Origin of the sequence: Chitinimonas sp. BJB300 (assembly GCF_002735695.1) — a bacterium.
In the GTDB taxonomy this organism is placed as follows: Bacteria; Pseudomonadota; Gammaproteobacteria; order Burkholderiales; family Chitinimonadaceae; genus Chitinimonas.
Genome location: NZ_PDZH01000007.1, coordinates 33,032 through 56,789, shown reverse-complemented (window position 1 = coordinate 56,789; position 23,758 = coordinate 33,032). Strand labels below are relative to the sequence as shown.

The 23,758-nt window shown below is 54.6% G+C and carries 24 protein-coding genes; 17 read left to right on the top strand and 7 right to left on the bottom strand.

Annotation, left to right across the window (positions count from 1 at the left end):
- Nucleotides 1-91: 91 nt before the first annotated feature.
- The 4 genes from trpE to rpe form a co-directional block, all read right to left on the bottom strand.
- Nucleotides 92-1,555, bottom strand: a complete 1,464-nt coding sequence (trpE, locus tag CSQ89_RS02320; RefSeq protein WP_099404584.1) for an anthranilate synthase component I — start codon at nt 1,553-1,555, stop codon at nt 92-94.
- A gap of 124 nt (nt 1,556-1,679) precedes the next feature.
- Nucleotides 1,680-2,351, bottom strand: coding sequence for a phosphoglycolate phosphatase (locus tag CSQ89_RS02315; RefSeq protein WP_099404583.1), 672 nt, complete (start codon nt 2,349-2,351; stop codon nt 1,680-1,682).
- 187 nt (nt 2,352-2,538) lie between these two features.
- Nucleotides 2,539-3,297, bottom strand: coding sequence for an SDR family NAD(P)-dependent oxidoreductase (locus tag CSQ89_RS02310; RefSeq protein WP_099404582.1), 759 nt, complete (start codon nt 3,295-3,297; stop codon nt 2,539-2,541).
- A gap of 95 nt (nt 3,298-3,392) precedes the next feature.
- Nucleotides 3,393-4,076, bottom strand: a complete 684-nt coding sequence (gene rpe / locus CSQ89_RS02305; protein WP_099404581.1) for a ribulose-phosphate 3-epimerase — start codon at nt 4,074-4,076, stop codon at nt 3,393-3,395.
- 154 nt (nt 4,077-4,230) lie between these two features.
- On the opposite strand from rpe, the gene apaG reads away from it, so the two are divergent.
- Nucleotides 4,231-4,614: a Co2+/Mg2+ efflux protein ApaG gene (apaG, locus tag CSQ89_RS02300; protein ID WP_099404580.1), complete on the top strand. Its 384-nt coding sequence runs from the start codon at nt 4,231-4,233 to the stop codon at nt 4,612-4,614.
- A gap of 48 nt (nt 4,615-4,662) precedes the next feature.
- Here apaG and CSQ89_RS02295 read toward each other — a convergent pair whose 3' ends face one another.
- The 3 genes from CSQ89_RS02295 to trxB form a co-directional block, all read right to left on the bottom strand.
- Nucleotides 4,663-5,574 (bottom strand): polysaccharide deacetylase family protein, encoded by a 912-nt coding sequence (locus tag CSQ89_RS02295; RefSeq protein WP_099404579.1) that lies wholly within the window; start codon nt 5,572-5,574, stop codon nt 4,663-4,665.
- A 164-nt stretch (nt 5,575-5,738) separates the two neighbouring features.
- Nucleotides 5,739-6,371 carry a Smr/MutS family protein gene (locus tag CSQ89_RS02290; RefSeq protein ID WP_099404578.1) on the bottom strand — a complete coding sequence of 211 codons (633 nt, stop codon included), beginning with the start codon at nt 6,369-6,371 and terminating at the stop codon, nt 5,739-5,741.
- 140 nt (nt 6,372-6,511) lie between these two features.
- Entirely contained in the window at nt 6,512-7,465 is a 954-nt protein-coding gene (gene trxB, locus CSQ89_RS02285; protein WP_099404577.1) for a thioredoxin-disulfide reductase, read from the bottom strand.
- Between the two features lie 456 nt (nt 7,466-7,921).
- On the opposite strand from trxB, the gene rpsB reads away from it, so the two are divergent.
- The 16 genes from rpsB to motA all read left to right on the top strand — a co-directional run bounded on the left by rpsB (nt 7,922) and on the right by motA (nt 23,740).
- Nucleotides 7,922-8,653: a 30S ribosomal protein S2 gene (gene rpsB / locus CSQ89_RS02280; RefSeq protein WP_099404576.1), complete on the top strand. Its 732-nt coding sequence runs from the start codon at nt 7,922-7,924 to the stop codon at nt 8,651-8,653.
- A gap of 122 nt (nt 8,654-8,775) precedes the next feature.
- A complete protein-coding gene (gene tsf / locus CSQ89_RS02275) occupies nt 8,776-9,648 on the top strand; it encodes a translation elongation factor Ts (protein WP_099404575.1) in 873 nt (290 codons plus the stop codon).
- A 164-nt stretch (nt 9,649-9,812) separates the two neighbouring features.
- On the top strand, nt 9,813-10,532 hold the full coding sequence (pyrH, locus tag CSQ89_RS02270) for a UMP kinase (protein WP_099404574.1): 720 nt from the start codon (nt 9,813-9,815) through the stop codon (nt 10,530-10,532).
- 179 nt (nt 10,533-10,711) lie between these two features.
- On the top strand, nt 10,712-11,269 hold the full coding sequence (gene frr / locus CSQ89_RS02265) for a ribosome recycling factor (protein ID WP_099404573.1): 558 nt from the start codon (nt 10,712-10,714) through the stop codon (nt 11,267-11,269).
- Nucleotides 11,270-11,348: 79 nt separating this feature from the next.
- On the top strand, nt 11,349-12,044 hold the full coding sequence (gene uppS, locus CSQ89_RS02260; protein WP_199065164.1) for a polyprenyl diphosphate synthase: 696 nt from the start codon (nt 11,349-11,351) through the stop codon (nt 12,042-12,044).
- The gene (locus CSQ89_RS02255) at nt 12,038-12,871 is read left to right on the top strand and encodes a phosphatidate cytidylyltransferase (RefSeq protein ID WP_099404571.1); all 834 of its coding nucleotides are present in this window, start codon (nt 12,038-12,040) and stop codon (nt 12,869-12,871) included. Before uppS ends, CSQ89_RS02255 begins: the two co-directional genes overlap by 7 nt.
- Before the next feature lie 8 nt (nt 12,872-12,879).
- On the top strand, nt 12,880-14,070 hold the full coding sequence (ispC, locus tag CSQ89_RS02250) for a 1-deoxy-D-xylulose-5-phosphate reductoisomerase (RefSeq protein WP_441302614.1): 1,191 nt from the start codon (nt 12,880-12,882) through the stop codon (nt 14,068-14,070).
- A gap of 88 nt (nt 14,071-14,158) precedes the next feature.
- Nucleotides 14,159-15,511 (top strand): RIP metalloprotease RseP, encoded by a 1,353-nt coding sequence (rseP, locus tag CSQ89_RS02245; RefSeq protein WP_099404569.1) that lies wholly within the window; start codon nt 14,159-14,161, stop codon nt 15,509-15,511.
- A gap of 67 nt (nt 15,512-15,578) precedes the next feature.
- On the top strand, nt 15,579-17,870 hold the full coding sequence (bamA, locus tag CSQ89_RS02240) for an outer membrane protein assembly factor BamA (protein WP_099404568.1): 2,292 nt from the start codon (nt 15,579-15,581) through the stop codon (nt 17,868-17,870).
- Nucleotides 17,870-18,409 carry an OmpH family outer membrane protein gene (locus CSQ89_RS02235; protein WP_099404567.1) on the top strand — a complete coding sequence of 180 codons (540 nt, stop codon included), beginning with the start codon at nt 17,870-17,872 and terminating at the stop codon, nt 18,407-18,409. The genes bamA and CSQ89_RS02235 overlap by 1 nt, the downstream gene beginning before the upstream one ends.
- Before the next feature lie 3 nt (nt 18,410-18,412).
- Nucleotides 18,413-19,450, top strand: a complete 1,038-nt coding sequence (gene lpxD / locus CSQ89_RS02230) for a UDP-3-O-(3-hydroxymyristoyl)glucosamine N-acyltransferase (RefSeq protein ID WP_099404566.1) — start codon at nt 18,413-18,415, stop codon at nt 19,448-19,450.
- Between the two features lies 1 nt (nt 19,451).
- Nucleotides 19,452-19,949, top strand: coding sequence for a 3-hydroxyacyl-ACP dehydratase FabZ (gene fabZ / locus CSQ89_RS02225; protein WP_199065152.1), 498 nt, complete (start codon nt 19,452-19,454; stop codon nt 19,947-19,949).
- Between the two features lie 9 nt (nt 19,950-19,958).
- Complete coding sequence (gene lpxA, locus CSQ89_RS02220; RefSeq protein WP_099404565.1) at nt 19,959-20,735, top strand: acyl-ACP--UDP-N-acetylglucosamine O-acyltransferase; 777 nt, start codon at nt 19,959-19,961, stop codon at nt 20,733-20,735.
- Between the two features lie 43 nt (nt 20,736-20,778).
- Complete coding sequence (gene lpxB / locus CSQ89_RS02215) at nt 20,779-21,966, top strand: lipid-A-disaccharide synthase (protein WP_099404564.1); 1,188 nt, start codon at nt 20,779-20,781, stop codon at nt 21,964-21,966.
- Nucleotides 21,963-22,553 carry a ribonuclease HII gene (gene rnhB / locus CSQ89_RS02210; RefSeq protein WP_099404563.1) on the top strand — a complete coding sequence of 197 codons (591 nt, stop codon included), beginning with the start codon at nt 21,963-21,965 and terminating at the stop codon, nt 22,551-22,553. Before lpxB ends, rnhB begins: the two co-directional genes overlap by 4 nt.
- Nucleotides 22,554-22,885: 332 nt before the next feature.
- Nucleotides 22,886-23,740: a flagellar motor stator protein MotA gene (gene motA / locus CSQ89_RS02205; protein ID WP_099404562.1), complete on the top strand. Its 855-nt coding sequence runs from the start codon at nt 22,886-22,888 to the stop codon at nt 23,738-23,740.
- Nucleotides 23,741-23,758 lie beyond the last annotated feature (18 nt).

Sequence of the window (23,758 nt, the reverse complement as noted above, 5' to 3'; positions counted from 1 at the left end):
TGCCTTAGCTCGCGAGACTTTAGACAGGTTCTAAGCACCTGTCGCTGGATTGGGCTTTGAATAGAGGTTTGCGCGCAAGCCCCTATTTGTTTCACGCGTCTAAGCCTTTTTGGGCCAGCTCGGCGGCACGCAGCACGGCCCGGGCTTTGTTTTGTGTCTCTTGCCATTCTGCGCTTGGGACCGAATCAGCCACGATGCCGGCACCTGCTTGTACATAGAGCGTTTTGTCTTTGATCACCGCGGTACGCAGGGCAATGGCCACGTCCATATCGCCATTGAAGCCGAGATAGCCCACTGCACCGGAATAGATGCCGCGTTTGGTAGGTTCAAATTCGTCGATGATCTGCATGGCGCGTACCTTGGGTGCGCCGGACACGGTGCCGGCCGGGAAGGTGGCGCGCAGAATATCTATATTGCTCATGCCGGGCTTGAGCGCAGCTTCTACGCTGGACACAATATGCATCACGTGTGAGTAACGCTCGATAATGCGGTTGTCGGTGATTTTAATTGAGCCGGTCTGGGCAACCCGCCCGATGTCATTGCGGCCCAAATCCATCAGCATGACGTGCTCGGCTACTTCCTTGGGGTCAGCCAGTAACTCTGCTTCCAGTGCCAAATCTTCCTCGCGGGTCTTGCCACGTGGCCGGGTGCCGGCAATCGGCCGTACGGTGACGGTGCCGCCTTCGTGCCGTACCAGAATTTCGGGTGAGGCGCCGACGATATGGATATCGCCCAGTTGGTAATAAAACATATACGGCGAAGGGTTGAGGGATCGCAACGCGCGGTACAACGTAATCGGCGACTGTTCAAAGCGCATGCTCATGCGTTGGCTCAAGACCACCTGCATGATGTCGCCATCGACGATGTACTGCTGGGCTTTTTCCACTGCTGCTTTGAAATTGGCTTCGCCAAATTCCGATTTGGCGGTAGTGGTGGGGGTCGGTTCGGTGCGTGGCGGGCGCACGGGTTCGCGCAGCTGCATACGCAGGTCGTGCAAACGGCTATGGGCGCGGGTAAAGGCGTGAGGCTGGCTGGGGTCGGCGTAGACAATCAGGTAAAGCTTGCCGCTGAGATTATCGAAAATAGCGATTTCTTCGCTCAGCAACAGTTGGATGTCTGGCGCGCCAATGGGATCTGGCTTATCGCACTTGGCCAGCTTTTTTTCTATCAGCCGGATCGTATCGTAGCCGAAATAGCCGACAAGGCCACCGGCAAACCGTGGCAGGCTGGGCCGCGGTGGCACTTTGAAGCGACTTTCGAATGATTCGATAAAGGCAAGTGGGTCACCTTCATGCGTTTCGACGACTTCGCCATTGGTGGTGACTTCGGTATGTTGACCTCGGACGGTGATCACCGTACGGGCGGGTAAGCCGATAAAGCTATAGCGCCCAAATCGCTCACCGCCAACCACGGATTCCAGCAGGTAGGAATAAGGGGCATCTGCAAGGCGCAGGTAAACCGAGAGCGGGGTATAGAGATCGGCCAGGCCTTCCTGGACGACGGGGATGCGGTTGTAACCTTGACGCGCGAGTGCGTCGAATTCGAGTTCGGTCATGGCGAGCTTTCCTGGCAAAGGGGTTGAATGAAAAACCGGGAGGACGCGATTAGCGCCATCGCCAAGTTGGCCCACTGTGCTGGATAAGAGTCATCATGGTTTTGAATGTTAATGTGTAATTGAACTACGAAAGGGAGATCACATTCTTCACGAATTCAACTGCCTCGACAAGGCTGCTGATATGGCCTTGGCAGGTGAGTGAGCTGATATCGTCATAACCGTACGTTAGCAACAAACAAGGCGAGCCTGCATTTACAGCTGCATCGCGGTCGAAGTGAGAGTCGCCAACCATCAGTAGCTCGGCTGGTTGGCAGCCAAACTGTTGGCAGGCATGCAACAGCGGCAAAGGGTGGGGTTTCTTTTCCGTGAGGCTGTCGCCCCCCAGTACCATGCTGAAGTAAGGGGCCAAGCCGGTTTTTTCCAAGATAGGCAACGAAAAACGGTACGGTTTGTTGGTGATGACAGCAAGCTTCAGCCCCATCTGTTTGAAGGCTTGCAGGCCTTCTAATACGCCCGGATATGGACGGGTGCTGACAGCCAAGAGCCGATCGTAATGTCGGCAGAAAGACGCGATGCCGGTTTCATGCAATTCAGGCTGAGCTTTGCCGTCGCGGTCATCGGTAAGCGCCCGATGCACGAGTTGGGCCATGCCGCCCCCTACAAAGCTTTCCAGCCTGGATTGTGGCAGCGGCGGCAAGCCGAAATCGCTGCGCATGGCGTTGGCCGCAGCAGCAAGGTCGGCAATGGTATCGAGCAGTGTGCCGTCGAGGTCGAGGGAGATAGCTTTGATGGGCATGGTGTTTCGTAATCGGTAGAGAGAACCTGTCTAAAGTCTGCTGTGCGTCGGCAATATGGCGTTGAAAACACCCTCGGAATGCTCATTTACCACTTGTAAACTTCGCTTCCTCAGCTGTTTTCGCCTTATCTTGCCCTAGCTCGCGAGACTTTAGACAGGTTCTAAGAACCCTGGCGGGGTAAATACGTCAGCGGAAGTCGCGGATATCGAGAAGGTTGCCAAAGCCGATATGTTCGCTTTGCATCAGCTTGATGATTTCTCGACCGCAAACATCCGGGTCGGCCAGCTCGCCTTCGGTTTTATACCGGCGAAACTGTTTAACCATGGGAAAGTCGTTTTCACTGGCTTTGCGAATATCCGCCTGCATGCCAGTGTCGATGATGCCGGGGGCGAGCGCTGCGATACGGATGCCATCACGGCGTTGGGCCTGCTCTACCCCCACGCATTGGCTATACATGTCCAGGCCGGCCTTGCTGGCGCAGTAGGCGCTCCAACTGGGGTAGGGCTTTCGTCCTGCGCCCGAGCTGATGTTGATGATTCGCCGGTCAGAAACACGAGTCTGGAAGTGGCGAATAAAAGCATTGCCCAATTGCATGGCCGCGCTGAGGTTGACGGTGAGGCATTGCAACAGCGTGGCGTCGTCGTAACCACCGGCGGGGGCGACGGGCTCTACCGTGCCGGCGTTATTGATCAGATACACCCCATCCCAATCCAGTCTGGCGAGCGAGCCGAACACTTCTTCGGCGGCTTCGGTTACCTGATCGCTGTCGGCGAGATCAAGTGCCACAAAACGGTAGCCGGGGAGATTACTGCCGAGAGTGTCGAGTTCTGGTGTTTCGTGCCTGCCCACTGCAACCAGATGCGCGCCTTGCGCTGCGATGGCACGTGCGAGGCCAAGTCCGAGACCGCGACCCGCGCCGGTGACGATGTAGCAATGGTTTGTCATGTGGATACCCTCAGAAGTCTAACCGGATGCTTTTCGGACCATCCCTTGCCTGGTCTTATGCCTTGATTGAAGGCAGGAAAGGCAACGAACGAGGCCTAAACCTTTGCCAGTTCGTCCCGCATGGCGTCGATGGTGGCTTTGTAGTCGGGTGTGTTGTAGATGGCGGAGCCGGCCACGAACGTGTCTGCGCCCGCACGGGCGATTTCGGCGATATTGTCCACCTTTACACCACCGTCGATTTCCAACCAGATTTCCTTGCCGGTTTTAGCCGTGTATTCATCGATTCGGCGACGGGCTTCGCGCAACTTGTCCAGGGTCGCTGGGATGAATTTCTGGCCGCCAAAGCCGGGGTTGACCGACATCAACAGGATCATGTCCACTTTATCCATGACATAGTCCAGGTACGACAGCGGGGCAGCCGGATTAAACACAAGGCCCGCTTTGCAACCGTGTTCCTTGATCAGGCCCAGGCTGCGGTCGATGTGCTCGCTTGCCTCGGGATGGAAGGTAATGATGTTGGCCCCGGCTTTGGCGAACATCGGAATGATGGCGTCGACCGGCTTGACCATCAGGTGGACGTCAATCAATGCGTCGGTGCAGGGGCGAATGGCTTCACAGACCACCGGGCCGATGGTGAGGTTGGGCACATAGTGGTTGTCCATCACATCGAAGTGGATGATATCGGCACCGGCGGCAATGACGGCCTGCACCTCTTCGCCCAGTTTGGCGAAATTGGCGGACAAGATGGAGGGAGCGATGCGGAAGGTCGGCTGGGCCATGATTGAATGATGTCGGAAAGGAATGGCGTGATTTTAACGGATTGCGCGCCGGGCTTGCCCTTGGCTATGAAATTCCTTCCGTGTGGCAGCTTTGCTTGAAGCCGGGGGGGAATTCGCGTGTAATCGCGGCCCCTAACTTTTTTACTTGGCTGTCATGGGTGAATCCCGCAAATACGACATTACCGTCACTGTCCGCACGCAATACCTGCCCGAGCAATCCGATGAGACGGCCGCGCGTTTCGTCTTCGCTTATCACATCACGATTGTGAATACCGGGACGGAAACCGCGCAGCTGCTGACCCGGCATTGGTTGATTACCGAGGCCGATGGCAAGGTGCAGGAGGTGCGTGGGCAGGGTGTGGTCGGTGAACAACCGACATTGAAGCCCAATGAGGCGTTTGAATACACCAGTGGGGTCGCGCTGGGGTCGCCGGTGGGCACCATGCATGGCAGCTATCACTTTTTGGCTGCCAATGGTTATTCGTTTGATGCTGAGGTTGAGCAGTTTGTTTTGTCTGTGCCTCGGATACTGCATTAGGCGCGTGATCCGTTCCTACGTCGAACAGGGTTGCTTATAGTGCCGGTTTCAGCCCGGAAAAGCGGGGCCTTGGGTCGTCAACAAGCCCTGGTAGGCAGGCCATGACTGCTGTTGGGTGCTGTGCCAGGGCAAGATGTGGTTATGGGTGTGTTGGTGCAGTTGTTGCAGTGAAGCCAACTCATACCCTTGCTCCCTCCATGCGGTAAAGAGCTGTTGCAGCAATGGCAAGCGCTTACCGCCATCGGCACTTAGGCTGATGTTGAATACATGCCCGATTGGGGGGATATTGGCAGTCAGGTGAAGCAGATAGTCCGCCGCGCCTTGTTCATCGCGCCCAGCCAGTCCAATGAGTTCGGAAAGCGTGGGCAGGCTTGTGGGAAGCTGCGGCAGGTTGACGGGTTCGCCATCAGTTACGGCGAGATAAGGGTGCGTGCCCCGGCTGGCGCTGAGGTAAACAAAGCCGAGTCGTTGAGCGAGGCGCATGGCAACCCGACTGCTGCCCCATCTTGGTAGGGCCAAGCCCTGTGGCCGCTCGCCAAATAGACTTTCTATGGCATCGCACCCCGCTTGTAGTTCTGTATGGACCCATGCTTCATCCGCATTGGCGATGCCTTGAACCCACTTTACCCGGTCCCAGGCCAGTAAACCCGTTTCAAATCCTGCTGTCTTGATGGCCAATAATTGGCTGGCTGCCTTGCTGACCAATTGAGGCGCAGGCAGCAAATAACCGTACAGCCGCGCCAAGCCATGGGGGCCAGCAAGGCTAAGGTTATTGCGCACCTGTTGCTTGTTTTCCCCGATCCTGAATAGCTTGCTGCGGGTCTTACCTGCGTAGTCGGGGCCAATATTGATGAAAAAGCTGGCGCTGGCGTTGAGGCGTGTGAGCGCATCCAGAAAGGGCGGCAAGGCGTCCCGGGCTGCGGCGAGACTATCTACCTCAACCCGTATGGCGAGCAACATAGCTTTCTCCCTGTGAAGCATTGTTTTTGTATAGGCGCGCTATTGTCCTTGCTCTTCAGGTGGCTCACAAGCTGTGTACGGCTTTATATGGGCATCCTGAAGGTACGGCGTGGCGTGTAACTGACGGTTGAAATCTGGCTACGGACTGAGTGTGTGTGGGGGTATCAGTTACTTCGTGCGCTGCGCAAGAGCACCAGTACGGCACCTGTACCGCCATCGCATACGGGTGCTTGGCAGAAGGCCAGTACTTCATCTCGTTGAATCAGCCAGTTACGCAGTTTGTTTTTTAGCACTGGCTCACGGTTTTTCGAGCTTAATCCTTTGCCGTGAACGATGCGTATACAACGTTTGCCTTTGATGACGCTCCCATGTAGGAAGCTGCTGACTGCGGTGCGGGCCTGGTCACTGTTCATGCTATGCAGGTCCAACTGGCCTTGTACTGGCCAATGGGCCTTTCGAAGTTTCTTCAGGGTATCCAGCCGTTGCCCGGGGCGCATGTAGAGCAAGGCTTCATTGCTATCGATCTCATCCCACGGCCAAAAGTCGCTCATGGCATCGTGGATGACGTCATGCTCATCTAGAGGGTGTTGTAACGGCCACGGTGGAATAGGGTGGTGTGGATGCAGGTAGGGTAGGGGGTGGCGTAAAGGTTCGACACCGGCCAGGGCTCTGCGTAGGAGGCTCGCATCATCTTCTTGGGTTGGCGGCGTGGCTTGAGCGTGGCGGCGGGGTTGTCGGCGCAACCGATGCGCAAGCGGCTGGAGCTGATCGGCAAGCAGGGTTTTACGGCGGGACATGAGTGTAAGTATGGCGGTGTGTGCTGGTTTTGTATGCGGATTGGCGAGCGGAAGGGTAAAAAGCAAAACGGCGTACCGCTTGGTACACCGTTTTGCTTAAGCATAATTTAATAGCTGGCTGCCACTATGCAGTCCGATGCTTACTTCAGTGTGTCGAGGTACTTGTCGGCATCCAGTGCGGCTTGGCACCCGGTTGCAGCGCTGGTGATAGCTTGGCGGTAGATATGGTCCTGCACATCGCCTGCTGCAAAAACGCCGGGCACACTGGTGCTGGTTGCACCGCCTGTATTACCGCCCTTTGTGATGATGTAACCATTTTCCATGGTCAGCTGGCCGGCGAAGATATCGGTATTGGGTTTGTGGCCGATTGCGATAAAACAGCCGGTGACTTCCAGGTTCTTGGTTGCACCATCCTTGGTTGACTTGACGCGGATGCCGTTTACGCCGCTGTCGTCGCCAAGGACTTCATCCAGCGTGCTATCCAGCTGCAAACTGATTTTTCCGGCTTCGACCTTTTCCGTCAGATGGTCGATCAGGATCTTCTCGGCGCGGAACGTATCGCGACGATGCACCAGGGTGACATGGCTGGCGATATTGGCAAGGTAAAGTGCTTCCTCCACGGCGGTATTGCCACCACCGACAACGGCAACTTTTTGGTTGCGGTAGAAGAAGCCATCACAGGTAGCACAGCCCGACACGCCTTTGCCCATGAAGGCTTCTTCACTAGGCAAACCAAGATACTGCGCGGAAGCACCCGTGGCGATGATGAGTGCGTCGCAGGTGTACTCACCGGCATCACCGATCAGTCGAATGGGTTTTTCGTTCAGCTTGGTCGTATGGATATGATCAAAAATGATCTCAGTACCAAAGCGGCGGGCGTGCTTTTCAAATCGCTCCATCAACTCTGGGCCTTGTACGCCATCCGCGTCGGCTGGCCAATTATCCACATCCGTGGTTGTCATCAACTGCCCACCTTGGGCAAGTCCAGTGACCAACAGTGGTTTACGGTTGGCGCGAGCAGCATAGACGGCTGCGGTATAACCAGCTGGACCGGAGCCGAGGATCAGTAGACTGCTGTGGGTAACCTTGGACATGACAAATTCCTTTAACTTGGAAGGGCGTGGTGATGCGATGCGTGATTTATTTTTTAGGCGCGAAACCTGCTGAGCGCCAAGCGGAGAGTCTTGGAAGCACTTGCGCGATAGTATATGACAGCACTTGTTTGAGAATTAAATCGATTATTTTAATGATGATGATAGGCGGCTACACCGATGTCGATGTGGGTTAACCATGCCTGCTGGCTCCCCGATACCTGGGCTGCCAACTCATAGAGGCTATGCCTCGTAGGCGTCCAGTGAGTAGAGGCAGCACTCACTTAGATGGATGCCTGCTTGAACAAAACCACTCAATCTGCTTACAATAGCGGGCTTCCCACCCAATACCGGGAATTTTTTAAATCTCCCGCTCACGCGAGCCAGGGTGCAGCAGCCAATGTGCTGATGTGTCGGTCGTGAGCGGTTAGACCCTAACCCTCGCTTGGAGTTATTTAGATGTCCGTTAGCATGCGCGAAATGCTGGAAGCCGGTGTTCATTTCGGCCACCAAACCCGTTACTGGAACCCAAAGATGGCGCCTTTCATCTTTGGTCATCGCAACAAGATCCACATCATCAACTTGGAAAAATCCCTGCCGATGTTTGAGCAGGCGTTGACCTATGTTCGCCGGCTGACCGCCAACAAGGGTAGCGTTCTGTTCGTGGGTACCAAGCGTGCGGCACGTGAGATCGTTCAGGAAGAAGCGCTGCGCGCCGGCGCGCCGTTTGTTGACCACCGCTGGTTGGGCGGCATGCTGACCAACTACAAGACGGTCAAGCAATCCATCAAGCGTCTCAATGACTTGCAAGCCACGCTGGGTGATGCCAACAACGGCTTGTCCAAGAAAGAGTTGTTGATGCTGAGCCGCGAAGTTGGGAAGCTCGAACGTTCACTGGGCGGTATCAAGGACATGAACGGCCTGCCAGACGCTATTTTCGTGGTCGATGTGGGTTATCAAAAGGGTACCATCGTCGAAGCCAAGAAGCTCGGCATTCCTGTTATCGGTGTGGTCGATACCAACAACTCGCCAGAAGGCATTGATTACGTGATTCCGGGTAACGATGATTCGGCCCGTGCAATTCGTCTGTACGCTCGTGGCGTTGCTGATGCTGTGTTGGAAGGTCGCGCCCAAGCCATCCAGGAAATCGTTGCTGCCGCTGCCGCCAGTGCTGCTCAGGCTGCGCAATAACGCCGCGTTACGATTTTCCGACGGCGTGCAAAACGCACAATGTTCCGGCAAATGACAAAAGGGGGCGTAAGCCCCTTTTTGCTAGCCTAAATACCGAATTTAATGATCAAGGAGTATGAAAGATGGCTGAAATCACAGCGAAGATGGTTGGCGAACTGCGCGAAATGACCGGTCTGGGCATGATGGATTGCAAGAAAGCCTTGGTTGAAGCCAATGGTGACCTGAAGGCGGCAGAAGAAGCATTGCGTATCAAGTCCGGTAACAAGGCTTCCAAGGTGGCTGGCCGTACTGCTGCTGAAGGCACTGTGGCAGCTTTCGTCAAAGGTGGCGTTGGCGCTTTGGCTGAAATCAATTGCGAAACCGATTTTGTGGGTAAGGACGCGGGTTTCTTGGCTTTTGCTGCTGCTGCTGCCGAAGCCATTGTCACGGGAAATCCGGCTGATGTGGAAGCGCTGGGCAACGTGAAGACGGCTTCCGGTGAAACGGTAGAAGAGCTGCGTAAGGCAATCATCGCCAAGCTGGGTGAGAACATCAACGTACGTCGTTTCACGCGTATTGAAACCGAAGGCCAACTGGCTACCTATCTGCATGGCTCGAAGATTGGTGTTGTCGTGGATTTGGTGGGTGGCAGTGAAGTGCTGGGTAAGGACATTGCTATGCACATTGCTGCATGCAAGCCCAAGTCACTGGACGCCTCGGGTGTGGATGCAGAACTGATCGAGACCGAGCGCCGTGTTGCTATCGAGCGCGCCAAGGAGGCTGGTAAGCCGGAAGCGATGTTGGAAAAGATTGCAGAAGGTACAGTGCAGAAATTCCTGAAGGAAGTCACACTGTTGAGCCAGCCATTTGTCAAAGACGACAAGCAGTCTATTGAGCAACTGCTGAAGGCCAATGGCGCCAGCATCAAGTCCTTCACGATGTACGTGGTTGGTGAAGGGATTGAGAAGAAAGTTGTCGACTTCGCTGCTGAAGTGGCTGCTGCTGCAAAGGTCTAAGTTTTACCGGTTGTAAACGGCAACCGTCCGGGGGAACTCGGGCGGTTGTTTTGCAAGTATCGGTCGGTTCCGTACCTGATCAGGACTTGGAAAAAGCACTCTTTTTCGGTCTGCGCTGCTACAAAGAAGCGTTTTCTCTACCCACTATTTAATAAGGTAAATCCATGAGCCAAGTTCCCATCTACAAACGCATCCTCCTCAAGCTCTCGGGTGAAGCGCTGATGGGGGATGATAGCTACGGGATTAATCGCGTTACTGTTGAACGTATAGTGTCTGAGGTCAAGGAAGTTGCTGAGTTGGGTATTCAGATTGCCGTGGTGATTGGCGGGGGCAATATTTTCCGCGGTGTGGCGCCGGCAGCAGCGGGTATGGACCGCGCCACCGCAGACTATATGGGGATGCTGGCGACGGTAATGAATGCGATGGCTATTCAAGATGCCATGCGGCAACAAGGATTGGTTAGCCGGGTGCAATCGGCGTTGACTATCCAGCAGGTTGCAGAGCCCTATATTCGTCCGAAGGCCATTCAATATTTGGAGGAAGGCAAGGTCGTTATTTTCGGTGCTGGTACAGGCAACCCATTTTTTACTACGGATACTGCGGCGGCATTACGTGGTATGGAAATGAATGCAGACATTGTGTTGAAAGCCACCAAGGTTGATGGTGTTTATACCGATGATCCGAAAAAGAATCCTGACGCAATACGCTATTCCAAGCTGACTTTCGATGAGGCAATCAGTAAGAATCTGAAGGTAATGGATGCGACGGCGCTGGCTTTGTGTCGGGATCAGAACATGAATATCCGCGTGTTCAGTATTTTCAAATCAGGTGCTTTGAAGCGCGTGGTGCTCGGCGAAGATGAGGGTACGCTGGTACACTGCTGAGCTTGCTGATAGTTCGCCCTTGAATTATTTGGGGATATTTGACGCAGGTTTCCGCTGTTGCCGATAGGCAAGGATGGCTGGCCGGGTGTTTTGGCCCCGGTTTAGGCCTGAAATTTTCGCGCGGACCTATTGGTGTCCGCGTTTTCATTTCGAATTAATCAAACACAGGAGCGAGAGCGATGATCGCCGACGTGAAAAAGAACACCGAACAGAAGATGCTGAAGTCGGTGGAAAACTTGAAGGCCAACCTGGCCAAAGTTCGTACTGGCCGTGCGCATGCAGGTCTGCTTGACCATGTGATGGTTGATTACTATGGCAATCCCACACCCATCAATCAAGTTGCCAGTGTCGGCTTGATGGATGCGCGTACGCTGTCGGTCTCGCCCTTTGAGAAAAAGTTGGCTGCTGCTATCGAAAAGGCGATTCGTGATTGTGACCTGGGGTTGAATCCAGCCAGTATGGGTGATGTGGTGCGTGTACCCATGCCAGCGCTTACTGAAGAACGCCGGCGGGATCTGATCAAGGTGGTGCGCAGCGAAGCTGAAGACAGCCGTGTGGCTGTGCGCAATCTACGTCGTGATGCCAACGAACAGCTGAAAAAAGCAGTGAAGGACAAATTGATTTCGGAAGATGAAGAGCGCCGTGCTTCCGATGATGTCCAGAAGCTGACTGATAAGTCGATCGCTGAGATTGACAAGCAGCTGGCCGATAAAGAAAAAGAACTGCTGACGGTGTAAGCGGATATCAGTCGTGGCTCTCTTCAAAAGTTCTACCCAGGATGTGCCTAAGGCTCATGCCGTTCCGCGCCATATCGCGATGATCATGGACGGTAATGGTCGGTGGGCCAAAAAGCGCTTCCTACCTAGGGTGGCCGGACACAAGCAGGGTGTTGAAACCCTGCGCGAGATGGTCAAGGCCTGCGATGAAATGGGCGTGGAGTATCTGACGCTGTTTGCGTTCTCCAGTGAGAACTGGCGCAGGCCACAGGAAGAAGTCTCTTTTCTCATGGGCTTGTTCCTGACGGTGCTGGAGCGTGAGGTTAATCGCCTCGACAAGAAGGGCATTCGTCTCAAGCTTATTGGCCGACGTGATCGTTTCGCCCCTGACATCGTCCGCATGATCGAGACAGCGGAGTCGCGTACTGCGGCGAATACCGGCTTGACCCTGACCATCGCGGCTGATTACGGTGGAAGATGGGATGTATTGCAGGCGACACAGGCATTGCTCCGTGCCAAACCGGAATTTATCCAAGGCAACTACGATGAAGATGCACTGACACCCTATTTGGCCATGGCCTATGCGCCAGAGCCGGATCTGTTCGTCCGTACCGGTGGGGAGGCACGAATTTCCAACTTCCTCCTCTGGCAGCTTGCCTACACCGAGCTGTACTTCACGGATGTATTTTGGCCTGATTTTGATCGGGCCCAGCTCGACATCGCTATTGGATCCTATAAGCAGCGTGAACGGCGATTTGGCCGGACCAGTGAACAGGTCAAGGATGCCTCATGCTGAAGACCCGGGTGCTCACCGTATTGGTGTTGCTGCCATTGGTACTGGCTGCTTTGTTTGTCGGCCCGCCATTGGTCTGGAGTGGGTTCGCCTTGTTTGCACTGAGTTTTGGTGCTTGGGAGTGGACGCGATTCGCACGTTTTGACCGTGCCGAGCAAGCGGTTTTCATCAGTGCATTCATCGCGCTTGGCGCCGCTTGGTTGCTGTTGCCATTGGCGTGTAGCTGGGCCTTGATACTTGATGGCTTTGCTTTGCTGTTTTGGTTGCTGATTGTGCCGTTCTGGCTTCGACAAAAATGGACCTTGCGGCATAAGTGGTCATCCGCCTTGCTCGGTTGGTTGATTTTGCTATCGGCCTTGGCTGCTGTCAGTCGCTTTCGGGAACTCAATAACGGTTCTGTTGCTTTGCTCTTGGTGCTTGCGATTGCCTGGGTTGCCGATATTGCGGCCTATTTTGCCGGCCGGGCTTTTGGACGGCGTAAGTTGGCCCCTAGCATCAGCCCTGGGAAAAGCTGGGAAGGCGTCTACGGTGCTTTGATTGCAGTCAGCATTTATTTGGTCGTGCTGCAGCAGGTTGGCGCCCCCTTGGTTTCCAGTCTTTCGTTGATGGTATTGCTGCCATTGGGTTGGGCTTTGACGGGCGTTAGTGTGATGGGTGATCTGTTTGAATCCTTGCTCAAGCGCCAGACGGGTTTAAAGGACTCCAGCAATCTTTTACCGGGCCATGGTGGTGTGCTGGATCGGGTCGACAGCCTGTTGGCGTTGGCGCCAGTGGCGGCTGCTTTATTATTTGCCTATGCATCGCATTGGCTTGAGTTTGATTGTCATTGACCATGTCCATTCCGCTGCAACATCTTACTGTCCTAGGCTCTACTGGTAGCGTGGGCTTGAGCACCCTTGATGTGGTAGCTCGGCACCCTGAGAGATACCGGGTTCATGCGCTTTCAGCGCACAGCCAGTTGGATAAGCTGGTTGAGCAGTGCCTGCAGCATCGGCCGCGTTATGCTGTATTGGCTGATCCGGCTCGCTTGCCTGTGTTGCGTGAACGTTTGCAGTCGGCTGGCTTGGCGGAAGTCGAGACGTTGGCCGGTCTGGAAGCCTTGGAGTACATTGCAAGTCATCCGGATATTGATACGGTCATGGCCGCAATTGTGGGTTCGGCAGGCATGCGACCCACCCTGGCGGCTGCTCGGGCAGGTAAACGGGTGTTGTTGGCGAATAAAGAAACCTTGGTCATGGCTGGCCGCTTGTTTATGGATGCGGTCCGCGAAGGTGGCGCCACATTGCTACCCATTGATAGCGAGCATAATGCTATCTACCAGTGTTTACCCCAGCCATTTTCTAATGGTGCCGCCCAGGGCGTGCAACGTATTCTATTGACTGCATCGGGTGGTCCGTTCCGCGGATTTAGTCCAGCGCAACTTGCTGCGGTGACGCCCGAGCAGGCCGTGAAGCACCCGAACTGGTCCATGGGCCGGAAAATTTCGGTGGATTCGGCCAGCCTTATGAATAAAGGCTTGGAAGTGATCGAAGCACGCTGGTTGTTTGATTTGCCACCTGACCGCATTTCGGTGGTGGTTCATCCGCAAAGCGTGGTCCATTCGATGGTTGAATACATTGATGGTTCGGTACTCGCTCAGCTTGGCAACCCGGATATGCGTACACCTATTGCCTATGGTTTGGCATGGCCTGAGCGTATAGACGCGGGTGTGAGTACGCTTGACCTGTTCCAGATAGCCCGCCTTGATTTTGAGCAACCTGATACTGACTGCTTCCCCTGCTTGGATTTGGCCTTTGAAGCATTGAGACTGGGTGGGGCTGCCCCCGCTGTGTTGAATGCTGCCAATGAAGAAGTAGTGGGTGCATTTCTTGATGGTAAGGCGGGTTTTGTAGATATTGCCAAGGTGAATGCGGCAACGATGCGCCAGGTGGCAGTTGATTTTGATGCGAACTCCCTTGAAAGTCTGACTGCTGCTGATGCAGCTGCGCGCCGTTTTGCTGCCAGCTGGTTGGCGCGTTCCGGGCACTAAGGTTTTTGGTACTGCAGGTGATAAGGCCAACGCGCTGAGAATTGCTAATTATGCCGCTACCGCGGTTGAAGGCTGAAGAGGTTTCCGCATGTCCATATTGATAACGCTGCTTGCTTTTGCCCTTGCTATTGGTGTGTTGGTCACGGTGCATGAGTATGGTCACTACTGGGTTGCCAAGCGTTGTGGCGTGAAGGTATTGACCTTCTCCATCGGCTTTGGCAAGCCCCTGCTGCGCTGGCAGCGTGGCGAAACGCAATGGCAGCTGGCAGCGATTCCGCTGGGTGGGTATGTACGAATGCTGGACGAGCGTGAAGCCCCGGTGCCTGTCGCCGAGCTTGACCGTGCGTTCAATCGGCAGACCGTGGGTAAGCGTATGGCCATTGTGGTTGCAGGGCCAGTGGCCAATTTCCTGCTGGCCATTTTTGTCTACTGGGCAATCTTCCTGAATGGTGTCGATGTCCTGATGCCAAAACTGGGCTCGATAGAGCCTCATTCCTTGGCAGCGAAAGCAGGCTTTTCGGTTGGAGACACGATTGTTGCTATCGACCAGGAAAGCATTAATAGCTGGGCCGAGGCGCGGCTGGGCTTGATCGAGCGGGCTGCAGCCAAAGCGTCTGTGCAGGTGGAGGTTTTACGGCCCAATGGTGCGGCTGTCAGCCGGACATTGGATTTTGCCGAGATTGATAACGAATGGATTGATGGGGAGCTGGCTGGCCGGATCGGGATGTCGATTGCGGTGTATCGCAACGAGATCGGCCCGCTGTTGCCGGATGGTGCCGCGGCTGCAGCAGGATTGAAGCAAGGGGATAAAATCTGGAAGGTGGAGGATAAGCCAACACCGGATTGGCCCAGCTTTACTGCCGCGGTAAGGGCCAGGCCTAATTTACCGACACGCGTCAGTGTGCTGCGGGCGGGGCAGCCATTGGAGTTTCAGGTATTGCCTAAGTCCGTGCAGGAAGGCGATCAGACGATTGGCCGTATTGGCGCTGCGCCTGTTTTGGATATGGATGCCATGCATGCGCTCAGTAAGTCGATGCAATATGGTGTTGTATCGGCTTTGGGGCAGGCCCTGCATCAAACCTGGGCGACTTCTTCACTGTCGCTGAAAATGATGTGGCGTATGGTGCTTGGTAATGTGTCGGTCAAGCAATTGTCCGGCCCGGTAGCGATTGCGGGTTATGCCGGTAAGAGCGCCCAATATGGGTTACGTGCCTACCTGGAATTCCTTTGCCTGATCAGTATCAGTTTGGGAGTGATGAATCTATTACCTGTGCCAGTGCTGGATGGTGGGCATTTGATGTATTATTTCGCCGAAATTTTGCGGGGACGGCCCTTGTCGGAACGCGCCATGGAACTCGGGCAGCGTGTGGGCGTCGGACTCCTCGCGGCGTTGATGGTTGTTGCAGTATTCAATGACCTCACGCGCTTGGTCGGCGGCTGATTAAGCTACCGATCCCATCCTCAATCACAGACTGCCGCAAGCTTGCTTGCTGCCGTCAGATTTGTTTATGAAACCGACCACGATCTCCCTTGCCCTGTTGGCCCTTTATGGCCTAGCTATTCCCGCCTACGCTTTCGAACCCTTTGTTATCAAGGAAATCCGTGTCGAAGGTATTCAGCGCACCGAAGCTGGTACGGTATTCAACTATTTGCCCGTCAAGGTGGGCGATAGGATGGATAACGAAAAGGCGCAGTCGGCCGTCAAGGCGCTGTTTGCCACAGGTTTCTACCGTGATGTACGAGTAGAGGCTGATCAGGGGGTGTTGATTGTTGCATTGGATGAGCGGCCGGTGATTGCCAGCATCCAGATCAATGGCGCTAAGGAATTCGAATCAGATCAGCTGCTCAAAGCCTTGAGAGAAAACGGATTGGCCGAGAGCCGTACCTTCGATCAATCGGTGCTGGGCTCAGCCGAGCAAGAACTGAAACGCCAGTACTACAGCCGCGGTAAGTATGCGGTGCAGATCAAGACGACGGTGAGCCGACTGGAGCGTAATCGGGTCTCCATCGCGTTTGATATCTCTGAAGGCTTGGTGGCTACCATCAAGCAGATCAATCTGGTGGGTAATCAGACCTATGCAGAAAAGGAGCTGAAAGATCGTTTTCAGCTCAACACCGGCGGTTGGTTCTCCTGGTTCACCAAATCCGACCAATATTCCAAGCCCAAGCTACAGGCGGATATCGAGGCATTGCGCTCGTTCTATCTCGATAATGGCTATCTTGAGTTCAGTATTAATTCACAGCAGGTTGCCTTGTCCGACGACAAGAAGGCGATGTTCCTGACAGTGAATCTGGATGAAGGCAAGCAGTACAAAATCAGCGCTGTGCGCTTTTCTGGTGATTTGATCGTTTCGGAAGCTGATTTGGCCAAGTTGGTGGATATTCAGCCGGGTGAGGTGTTTTCACGCGCCAAGATCAATGCGGCAACCGAGCGGATTTCGGATCGACTGGCTGACGAAGGTTATGCGTTTGCGAATGTCAACGCCGTGCCTGAAGTGAATCAGGAGAAATCGGAAGCCGCTTTCACTTTTTATGTGGATCCGGGCCGCAAGACCTACGTAAGACGGGTCAATATCATTGGTAATTCACGGACACGTGATGACGTGATCCGCCGTGAATTGCGTCAGTTGGAAGCCGCGCCATTCGCGGGGTGGAAGGTCAAGCGTTCCAAGGAGCGGCTTGACCTGCTGGGGTATTTTTCAGAAGTGAATATCGATACCCCTTTGGTGGCGGATACCACGGATCAGGTTGACGTGAATGTGACGGTTGTAGAGAAACAGACCGGTAACATCCAGGTGGGTGCCGGTTATTCGCAGTCTGAAGGTATGGTGCTTTCGGGTTCCATTGCACAAGCCAATATCTTTGGTAGCGGTAAGTATCTCAAGCTGGAGTTGAATACCAGCAAGAGCAGCCGTGTTTATGCACTGTCGTTTACCAACCCTTATGCAACACCCGATGGTGTGTCGCGTGGGTTCGACATCTACAAGCGTCGATATGACGCTTCCAAGCTGAATTCAACCACCAATGGCGCATACACGAATGACACGGTGGGAGCGGGTCTGCGTTGGGATGTGCCTGTGTCGGAGTACGACAGCATCAAGTTAGGTCTAACTGCCGAGCGTTCACGCCTGACGGTATTCCCAAATAGCCCTACGCAGTACATCGAATTCGTCAACAAATATGGTGACACCAACCTTACCTACCTGGGGTTGGCCGGATGGGCGCGTGATACACGCGATAGCTCGCTGTTCCCAACCCGTGGCCGCTTGACCTCGGTCAACGGCGAGGTGGCGCTGCCAGGCGGTACGATCCAATACGCAAAACTTACGGCACAACATCAATGGTTTGTTCCGCTCAACAAAACCTTCACCTTCCTTTGGAATATTGAAGGCGGAATAGGTGGAGGATATGCTGGCGACAAGCTACCCTTCTATACCAGTTTCCAGGCGGGTGGCGTAGGCTCAGTGCGTGGCTATGATAGTTCCAGCCTGGGGCCAGTTGATTCGATGAGCAGAAACCTGGGTGGTAACCGCCGACTGGTCACCAATTGGGAGCTACTTTTCCCCATGCCCGGCATGCAGAATAACAAGTCTGTTCGGTTATCGACTTTTGTCGATGGTGGTAATGTCTGGGGCGAGGGCCAGAAGCTGAAATTGGATGATCTACGTTACTCGGCGGGCTTGGCCTTTAGCTGGTTGGCGCCGGTTGGACCGATGAAATTCAGCTACGCCAAACCCCTGAATGCCAAATCGGGCGATAAACTGGAGCGCTTTCAGTTCTCCCTTGGCCAGATTTTCTGATGCACCCCGCCTTTTGGCATGGCATCGCTTTAAACGAGGTAGTCATTGTGAAACGCCTGTTTAGCCTCATTCTCGCCGCCGGTATGTTGACGCCTGCCATGGCGCAAGACATCAAGATTGGTTTCGTCAATCTTGATCGAATCCTGCGTGAGTCAGGCCCTGCGGTAAAAGCCACCAAGAAACTGGAGAAGGAATTCGCTACCCGCGAGACGGACTTGAAAAAGTTGACTGAGCAGGTGCGCAATCGACAGGCCGAGTTGGACAAAGGCGGCCTGACCATGGCCGAGACGGATCGTCGTAACAAAGAACGCGAGTTGGTAAAGCTTCAGCAGGATTTAGCGCGTATCCAACGTGAGTTCCGTGAAGATTTGAATGGTCGACGCAATGAAGAGTTGTCTGGCATCCAGGAGCGTGTTTACAACACCATCCAACAGATTGCCAACGCGGAAAAATTTGATGCCGTGATGCAGGAGGCTGTTTATATCAGTCCCAAGCTGGATATCACCGATAAGGTACTGAAGGCTTTGGCTGAAAAGTAAGTCATGCCGGATTATCGACTGTCTGATTTTGTTGCCCGCTTTGGCGGTGAGCTGCTGGGTACTGATGTAGCGATTCGCCAAGTGGCTGCGCTGGAGACGGCCAAGTCCGATGAGATTGGATTCTTGGCTAACCCCAAGTATGCCAAGCAGCTTGGAAATACCACAGCGGGCGCGGTGGTGTTGAGTACTAAATCCCGTGCCTCTACCGATAAGCCGCGTATTGTGGTTGCAGACCCCTATCTGTACTTCGCCCGTATTTCCACCTTGTTGAATCCGCCTGCCCGACCAGCGTCTGGGGTGCACCCCAGTGCAGTGCTGGCGGCAGGTGTGATGGTGGATGCCACTGCACATATCGGCCCTTTCGTCAGCGTGGGCGAGGGAAGTCACATTGGTGCGAATTGCATATTGGAAGCCGGCTGCCGGGTAGGCAGTGACGTTGTACTTGGTGACGGCACGTGGTTACACGCGAATGTGGTGGTTGCGGACCGGTCCCAGTTGGGTCAACGCGTCATTGTCCACCCAGGCGCTGTAATTGGGTCGGATGGCTTTGGCAATGCCTGGACGGGCGAAGGCTGGTTCAAGATTCCGCAGATTGGCCGTGTGCTGATTGGGGACGACGTAGAGATCGGCGCTGCGACAAGCATCGACCGAGGTGCGTTGGGCGATACGATCATTGAAGATGGCGTCAGGTTGGATAATCAAATCCAGATTGCGCACAACGTGCACATAGGCAAACACACCGCCATGGCGGGTTGTGTGGGAGTCGCGGGTTCAACGCGCATTGGCGCTTATTGCACCTTTGGCGGTAGCGCCATGATTTTGGGGCATCTGGAGATTGCCGATAGGGTCAATATCATGGCGGGCACCCTGGTAGGCAAATCCATCCTTAAGGCAGGTACGTACGTGGGTCAGTATCCAGTGCAGTCGCATGAAGACTGGCTGGCGAATGCTTCGCACCTGCGCCGGCTTGATGCCATGGCAGGGCGATTGAAACAGATTGAACGTAGAGTCGGCCGCGATGATGCTGAACAGGGAGAATGAAATGAACGATACCCAAGTGCAAACCTTGGAAACGATGGATATCCAGGGCATCTTGGATCATTTGCCACACCGTTTCCCTTTTTTGCTGATCGACCGGATTACGGAGCTGGTGCCTGGCGAACATATTGTCGCGTTGAAGAATGTGTCTTACAACGAGCCCTTTTTTGTCGGTCACTTTCCTAAATACCCCGTTATGCCTGGGGTGCTGATTGTGGAAGCAATGGCTCAGGCAGCCGGTGTTTTGAGCTTTCGTACCACGGGTGACAAGCCCAAAGATGGCCATCTTTATTTGTTCGCGGGTATCGACAATGTGCGCTTCAAGGCACAGGTCACGCCCGGTGATCAGATGCTGATCGAAGTGAAGATTGAACGCCGTGTACGTAATATCTGGAAATACAAGGGTGTGGCGCGCGTAGGGGGCAATGTGGTGGCGGAAGCCGACATGATGTGTGCCCAGGTGCCGACAAACGCTGCACCGGCAGCGGGCGCATCGGCTTAAGGAGTCAGCATGTCGCGTATTCATGCCAGCGCCGTTGTGCATCCAGGTGCCCAGTTGGCCGATGATGTTGAAGTCGGCCCTTTCAGCGTTATTGGCGAGCATGTCGAAATCGGTGCGGGCTCACGGGTTGGCCCGCATTGTGTGATTGAGGGGCATACCCGCATCGGTCGTGACAATGTCTTTCACGGCTCGGCGTATATCGGATGCGAACCTCAGGACAAGAAGTACCAGCGTGAGCCTACGCGGTTGGTGATAGGTGATGGCAACAGGATCTACCAATTTGTTACGGTGGCTACCGGAACGGTGCAGGATGAAGGCATCACTAGCCTGGGCGACGATAACTGGATCATGGCCTATGTGCATATCGCCCATGATTGCCGCATCGGCAGCCACACTATCCTGGCCAATAACGCCACGGTGGCTGGGCACGTACATATTGGTGACCATGTATTCCTGGGTGGTTTTACGACTATCCACCAGTTTTGCAAGATCGGCATACATGCCATGACGGCTTTTACCGCCGCTGTGGCGCAGGATATCCCACCGTATGTGACGGCTGCGGGTAACCGCGCCACACCTGCCGGTATCAATAGTGAAGGGTTGCGCCGCCGCGGCTTCAGCAACGAACAGATTCTGGAGATCAAGCGGGCTTACAAGCTTCTGTATCGCCAGAATATGCCGTTGGAGGAAGCCATTGCAGCCATCACAGCACGAGCGGCAGAGCACCCTGAGCTACAGGCGTTTGTTGATTTCTTTCCTACTGCGAGCCGCGGTTTGATCCGCTAAACGCGGCGAACCGTACTTTCATCACCAGCTGAATACTTTGCCTATGCCGTCTCTTCCCAGCGATAGCCTTTTTGATGGCCACAGTGGCCCGCGTGTCGCTATCGTAGCTGGAGAGGCTTCTGGCGACTTGCTCGGCGCGAGTTTGATTCAAGCTGTGCGCCGACGGATGCCTGAGGTGCGTTTTGCCGGTATTGCCGGGCCAAAGATGCAATCTGCCGGAGCCAAGTCACTGTTTCCGATGAGCCGCCTAGCGGTGATGGGCTATGTCGAAGTCATCAAGCGTCTACGCGAGTTGTTGGGTATTCGTGCGACCTTGCGAGAACGGTGCTTGCAGGAAAGGCCTGATCTTTTCATCGGTATTGATGCGCCGGATTTCAACCTGGGGCTGGAAAAGAAGCTAAAGGATGCCGGTATTCCCACGGTACATTACGTCAGCCCCTCGATTTGGGCATGGCGTGGGGAGCGCGTGTACAAGATCAAGGCGGCAACCAACGAAGTGCTGTGTTTGTTTCCGTTTGAAAAGCAGCTTTACGATGCGGTGGATGCCAAAGCCACCTATGTGGGCCACCCGCTTGCTGATAGCATGCCGCTGGTACCCAATCAGGCTGAGATACGTGAAGCGATCGGCGTGAATGAAAACCAGCTGGTGTTTACCTTCCTGCCCGGTAGCCGTATTGGCGAAGTAGGCTACCATGCCGAATTGTTTATCGAGACAGCACGCTTACTGAGTGCGCGGTACCCGGAGGCTGTTTTCCTTGTGCCTTTGGTGACGCGCGAGACACGTGACCTGTTCGATGCTGCCCGTTATACCCACAAAGCGCTTGATCTGCCGCTACGGTTGATGTTTGGACACGCTCAGGAAGCCATGCAGGCGGCTGACGTGATCCTGGTGGCTTCAGGGACTGCGACGTTGGAAGCAATGTTGGCCAAACGGCCGATGGTGATTACCTATAAGTTGTCGGACACTACCTATCGCATGGTGCGCAAAAAGATGCGCTTGCCTTATGTGGGCTTGCCCAATGTGATTGCAGGGCGCTTCGTGGTGCCCGAATTGTTGCAGCATGAGGCGACACCCGAGAACTTGGCCCAGGTATTGGGCAACTATGTTGAATCGAAAAAGCTGGGTGCTGCCTTGACGGAACTCTTCACCCACCAGCATGAGTCATTGCGGCAGGACGCAGCCGAGCGCGCAGCTGATGCGGTCGTTGCCTATTTGCGGAGACCGGCGTGAGCGCTTTGGTTTGTGGTGTGGATGAAGCAGGCCGCGGCCCGTTGGCGGGCGCGGTGTTTGCCGCCGCAGTGATTTTGGGGGAGGACCACGGCATTACCGGCTTGGCGGATTCCAAGATACTAACGGCGGCCCGGCGCGAACACTTGTTTGTTGAGATTCAAGCCAAAGCGTTGGCCTGGTCGATTGCGACAGCCAGTGTGGAGGAGATCGACCAACTCAATATTCTGCACGCCACGATGCTGGCGATGCAACGCGCGGTTGCTGGCTTAGCTACACCGGCAACAGAAGCGCTGATCGATGGTAACCGAGTGCCGAAGGGTTTGCCTTGCCCTGGCCGCGCCATAGTGAAGGGCGATGCACTGGAGCCTTGTATTTCGGCGGCTTCCATTTTAGCGAAGGTGGCGCGGGATGCTGAATTGGCCCGCCTGCATCTTGAATTCCCTATGTATGGATTTGCGATACACAAGGGATACCCGACCCAGGCGCACCTGGCCGCGCTACAGGCTCATGGACCATGCGGGCAGCATCGACGTAGCTTCGCACCTGTACGGGCCGCCATGGGTGCTGCTCAAGCCAGTTTGTGGTAAGTCTCGCTACTCACCGCTAAGAACCTGTCTAGAGTCTGCTGTGCGTCAGCAATACGGTGTTGAAAACCCCCTCGGAATGCGCATACCACTTGTAAACGCCGTTTCCTCGGCTGTTTTCGCCTTGTCTTGCCCTAGCTCGCGAGACTTTAGGAACCTGTTTACTGACCTTACTGCGCAGCCCATGAGCCCTGATAATGGGCGCGCAGGAAGATATTGAGCAGGTTCTAACACTTCTTATTTGTCATTACGCTCTGCTGGCAACTAATATCCAACCGTTGCGCTACATCATGGCGCGCCAAGCAGCCAGCATATGCTGACGGGAGCAGGGCTAGATGTTTGTCATCATCGGTTATGTTTTCATGTGCGTCTGTATCCTGGGTGCCTACGCCATGCATGGCGGTCATCTGGCGGTGTTATGGCAGCCTTCGGAAATCGTCATCATATTTGGTGGTGGCATCGGTGCCATGATCGCAGCCTATGGCTCATCGCTAAAAAGTATTGTGAAGGCATTGCCCAGCGTCTTTAAAGGCAGTGCCTATGGCAAGACTTTCTACATGGACCTATTTGCGCTGTTGTTCGAAATCCTTTCCAAGGTACGCAAAGAGGGGTTGATGTCGGTTGAGGGCGATATCGAGAATCCTGACGCGAGCCCGCTGTTTTCCAAATATGCCACCGTCGCCAAAGACCACCACGTCATCGAATTTATTTGTGATTACCTGCGCCTGATGGTGGGTGGCAATCTGAATGCCTTTGAAATTGAAAACCTGATGGATGTGGAAATCGAGGCGCATCACCATGAGGCAGAGGTACCGGCACAATTCATGGCCAAGCTAGGTGATGGTCTGCCGGCGTTCGGTATCGTGGCGGCGGTGATGGGGGTGGTGCATACCATGGGTTCCCTGCACCTGCCACCAGCTGAGCTGGGCAAGTTGATTGGTGCGGCGCTGGTGGGTACCTTCATGGGGATTTGGCTGGCGTATGGCTTTGTCGGCCCACTCGCAACCGTGTTGGAAACCAAGGTCAACGAGGGCACACGGATATACCAGACCATCAAAGTAACCTTGCTGGCCAGCTTGAATGGTTATGCCCCGCAGGTGGCGGTGGAGTTTGGCCGCAAGGCGATGGAAGGCCATATGCGTCCTTCCTTCCTTGAACTTGAGGAATACGTGAAGAATAAAAAAGGCTGATATCAACAAGCCCATAGG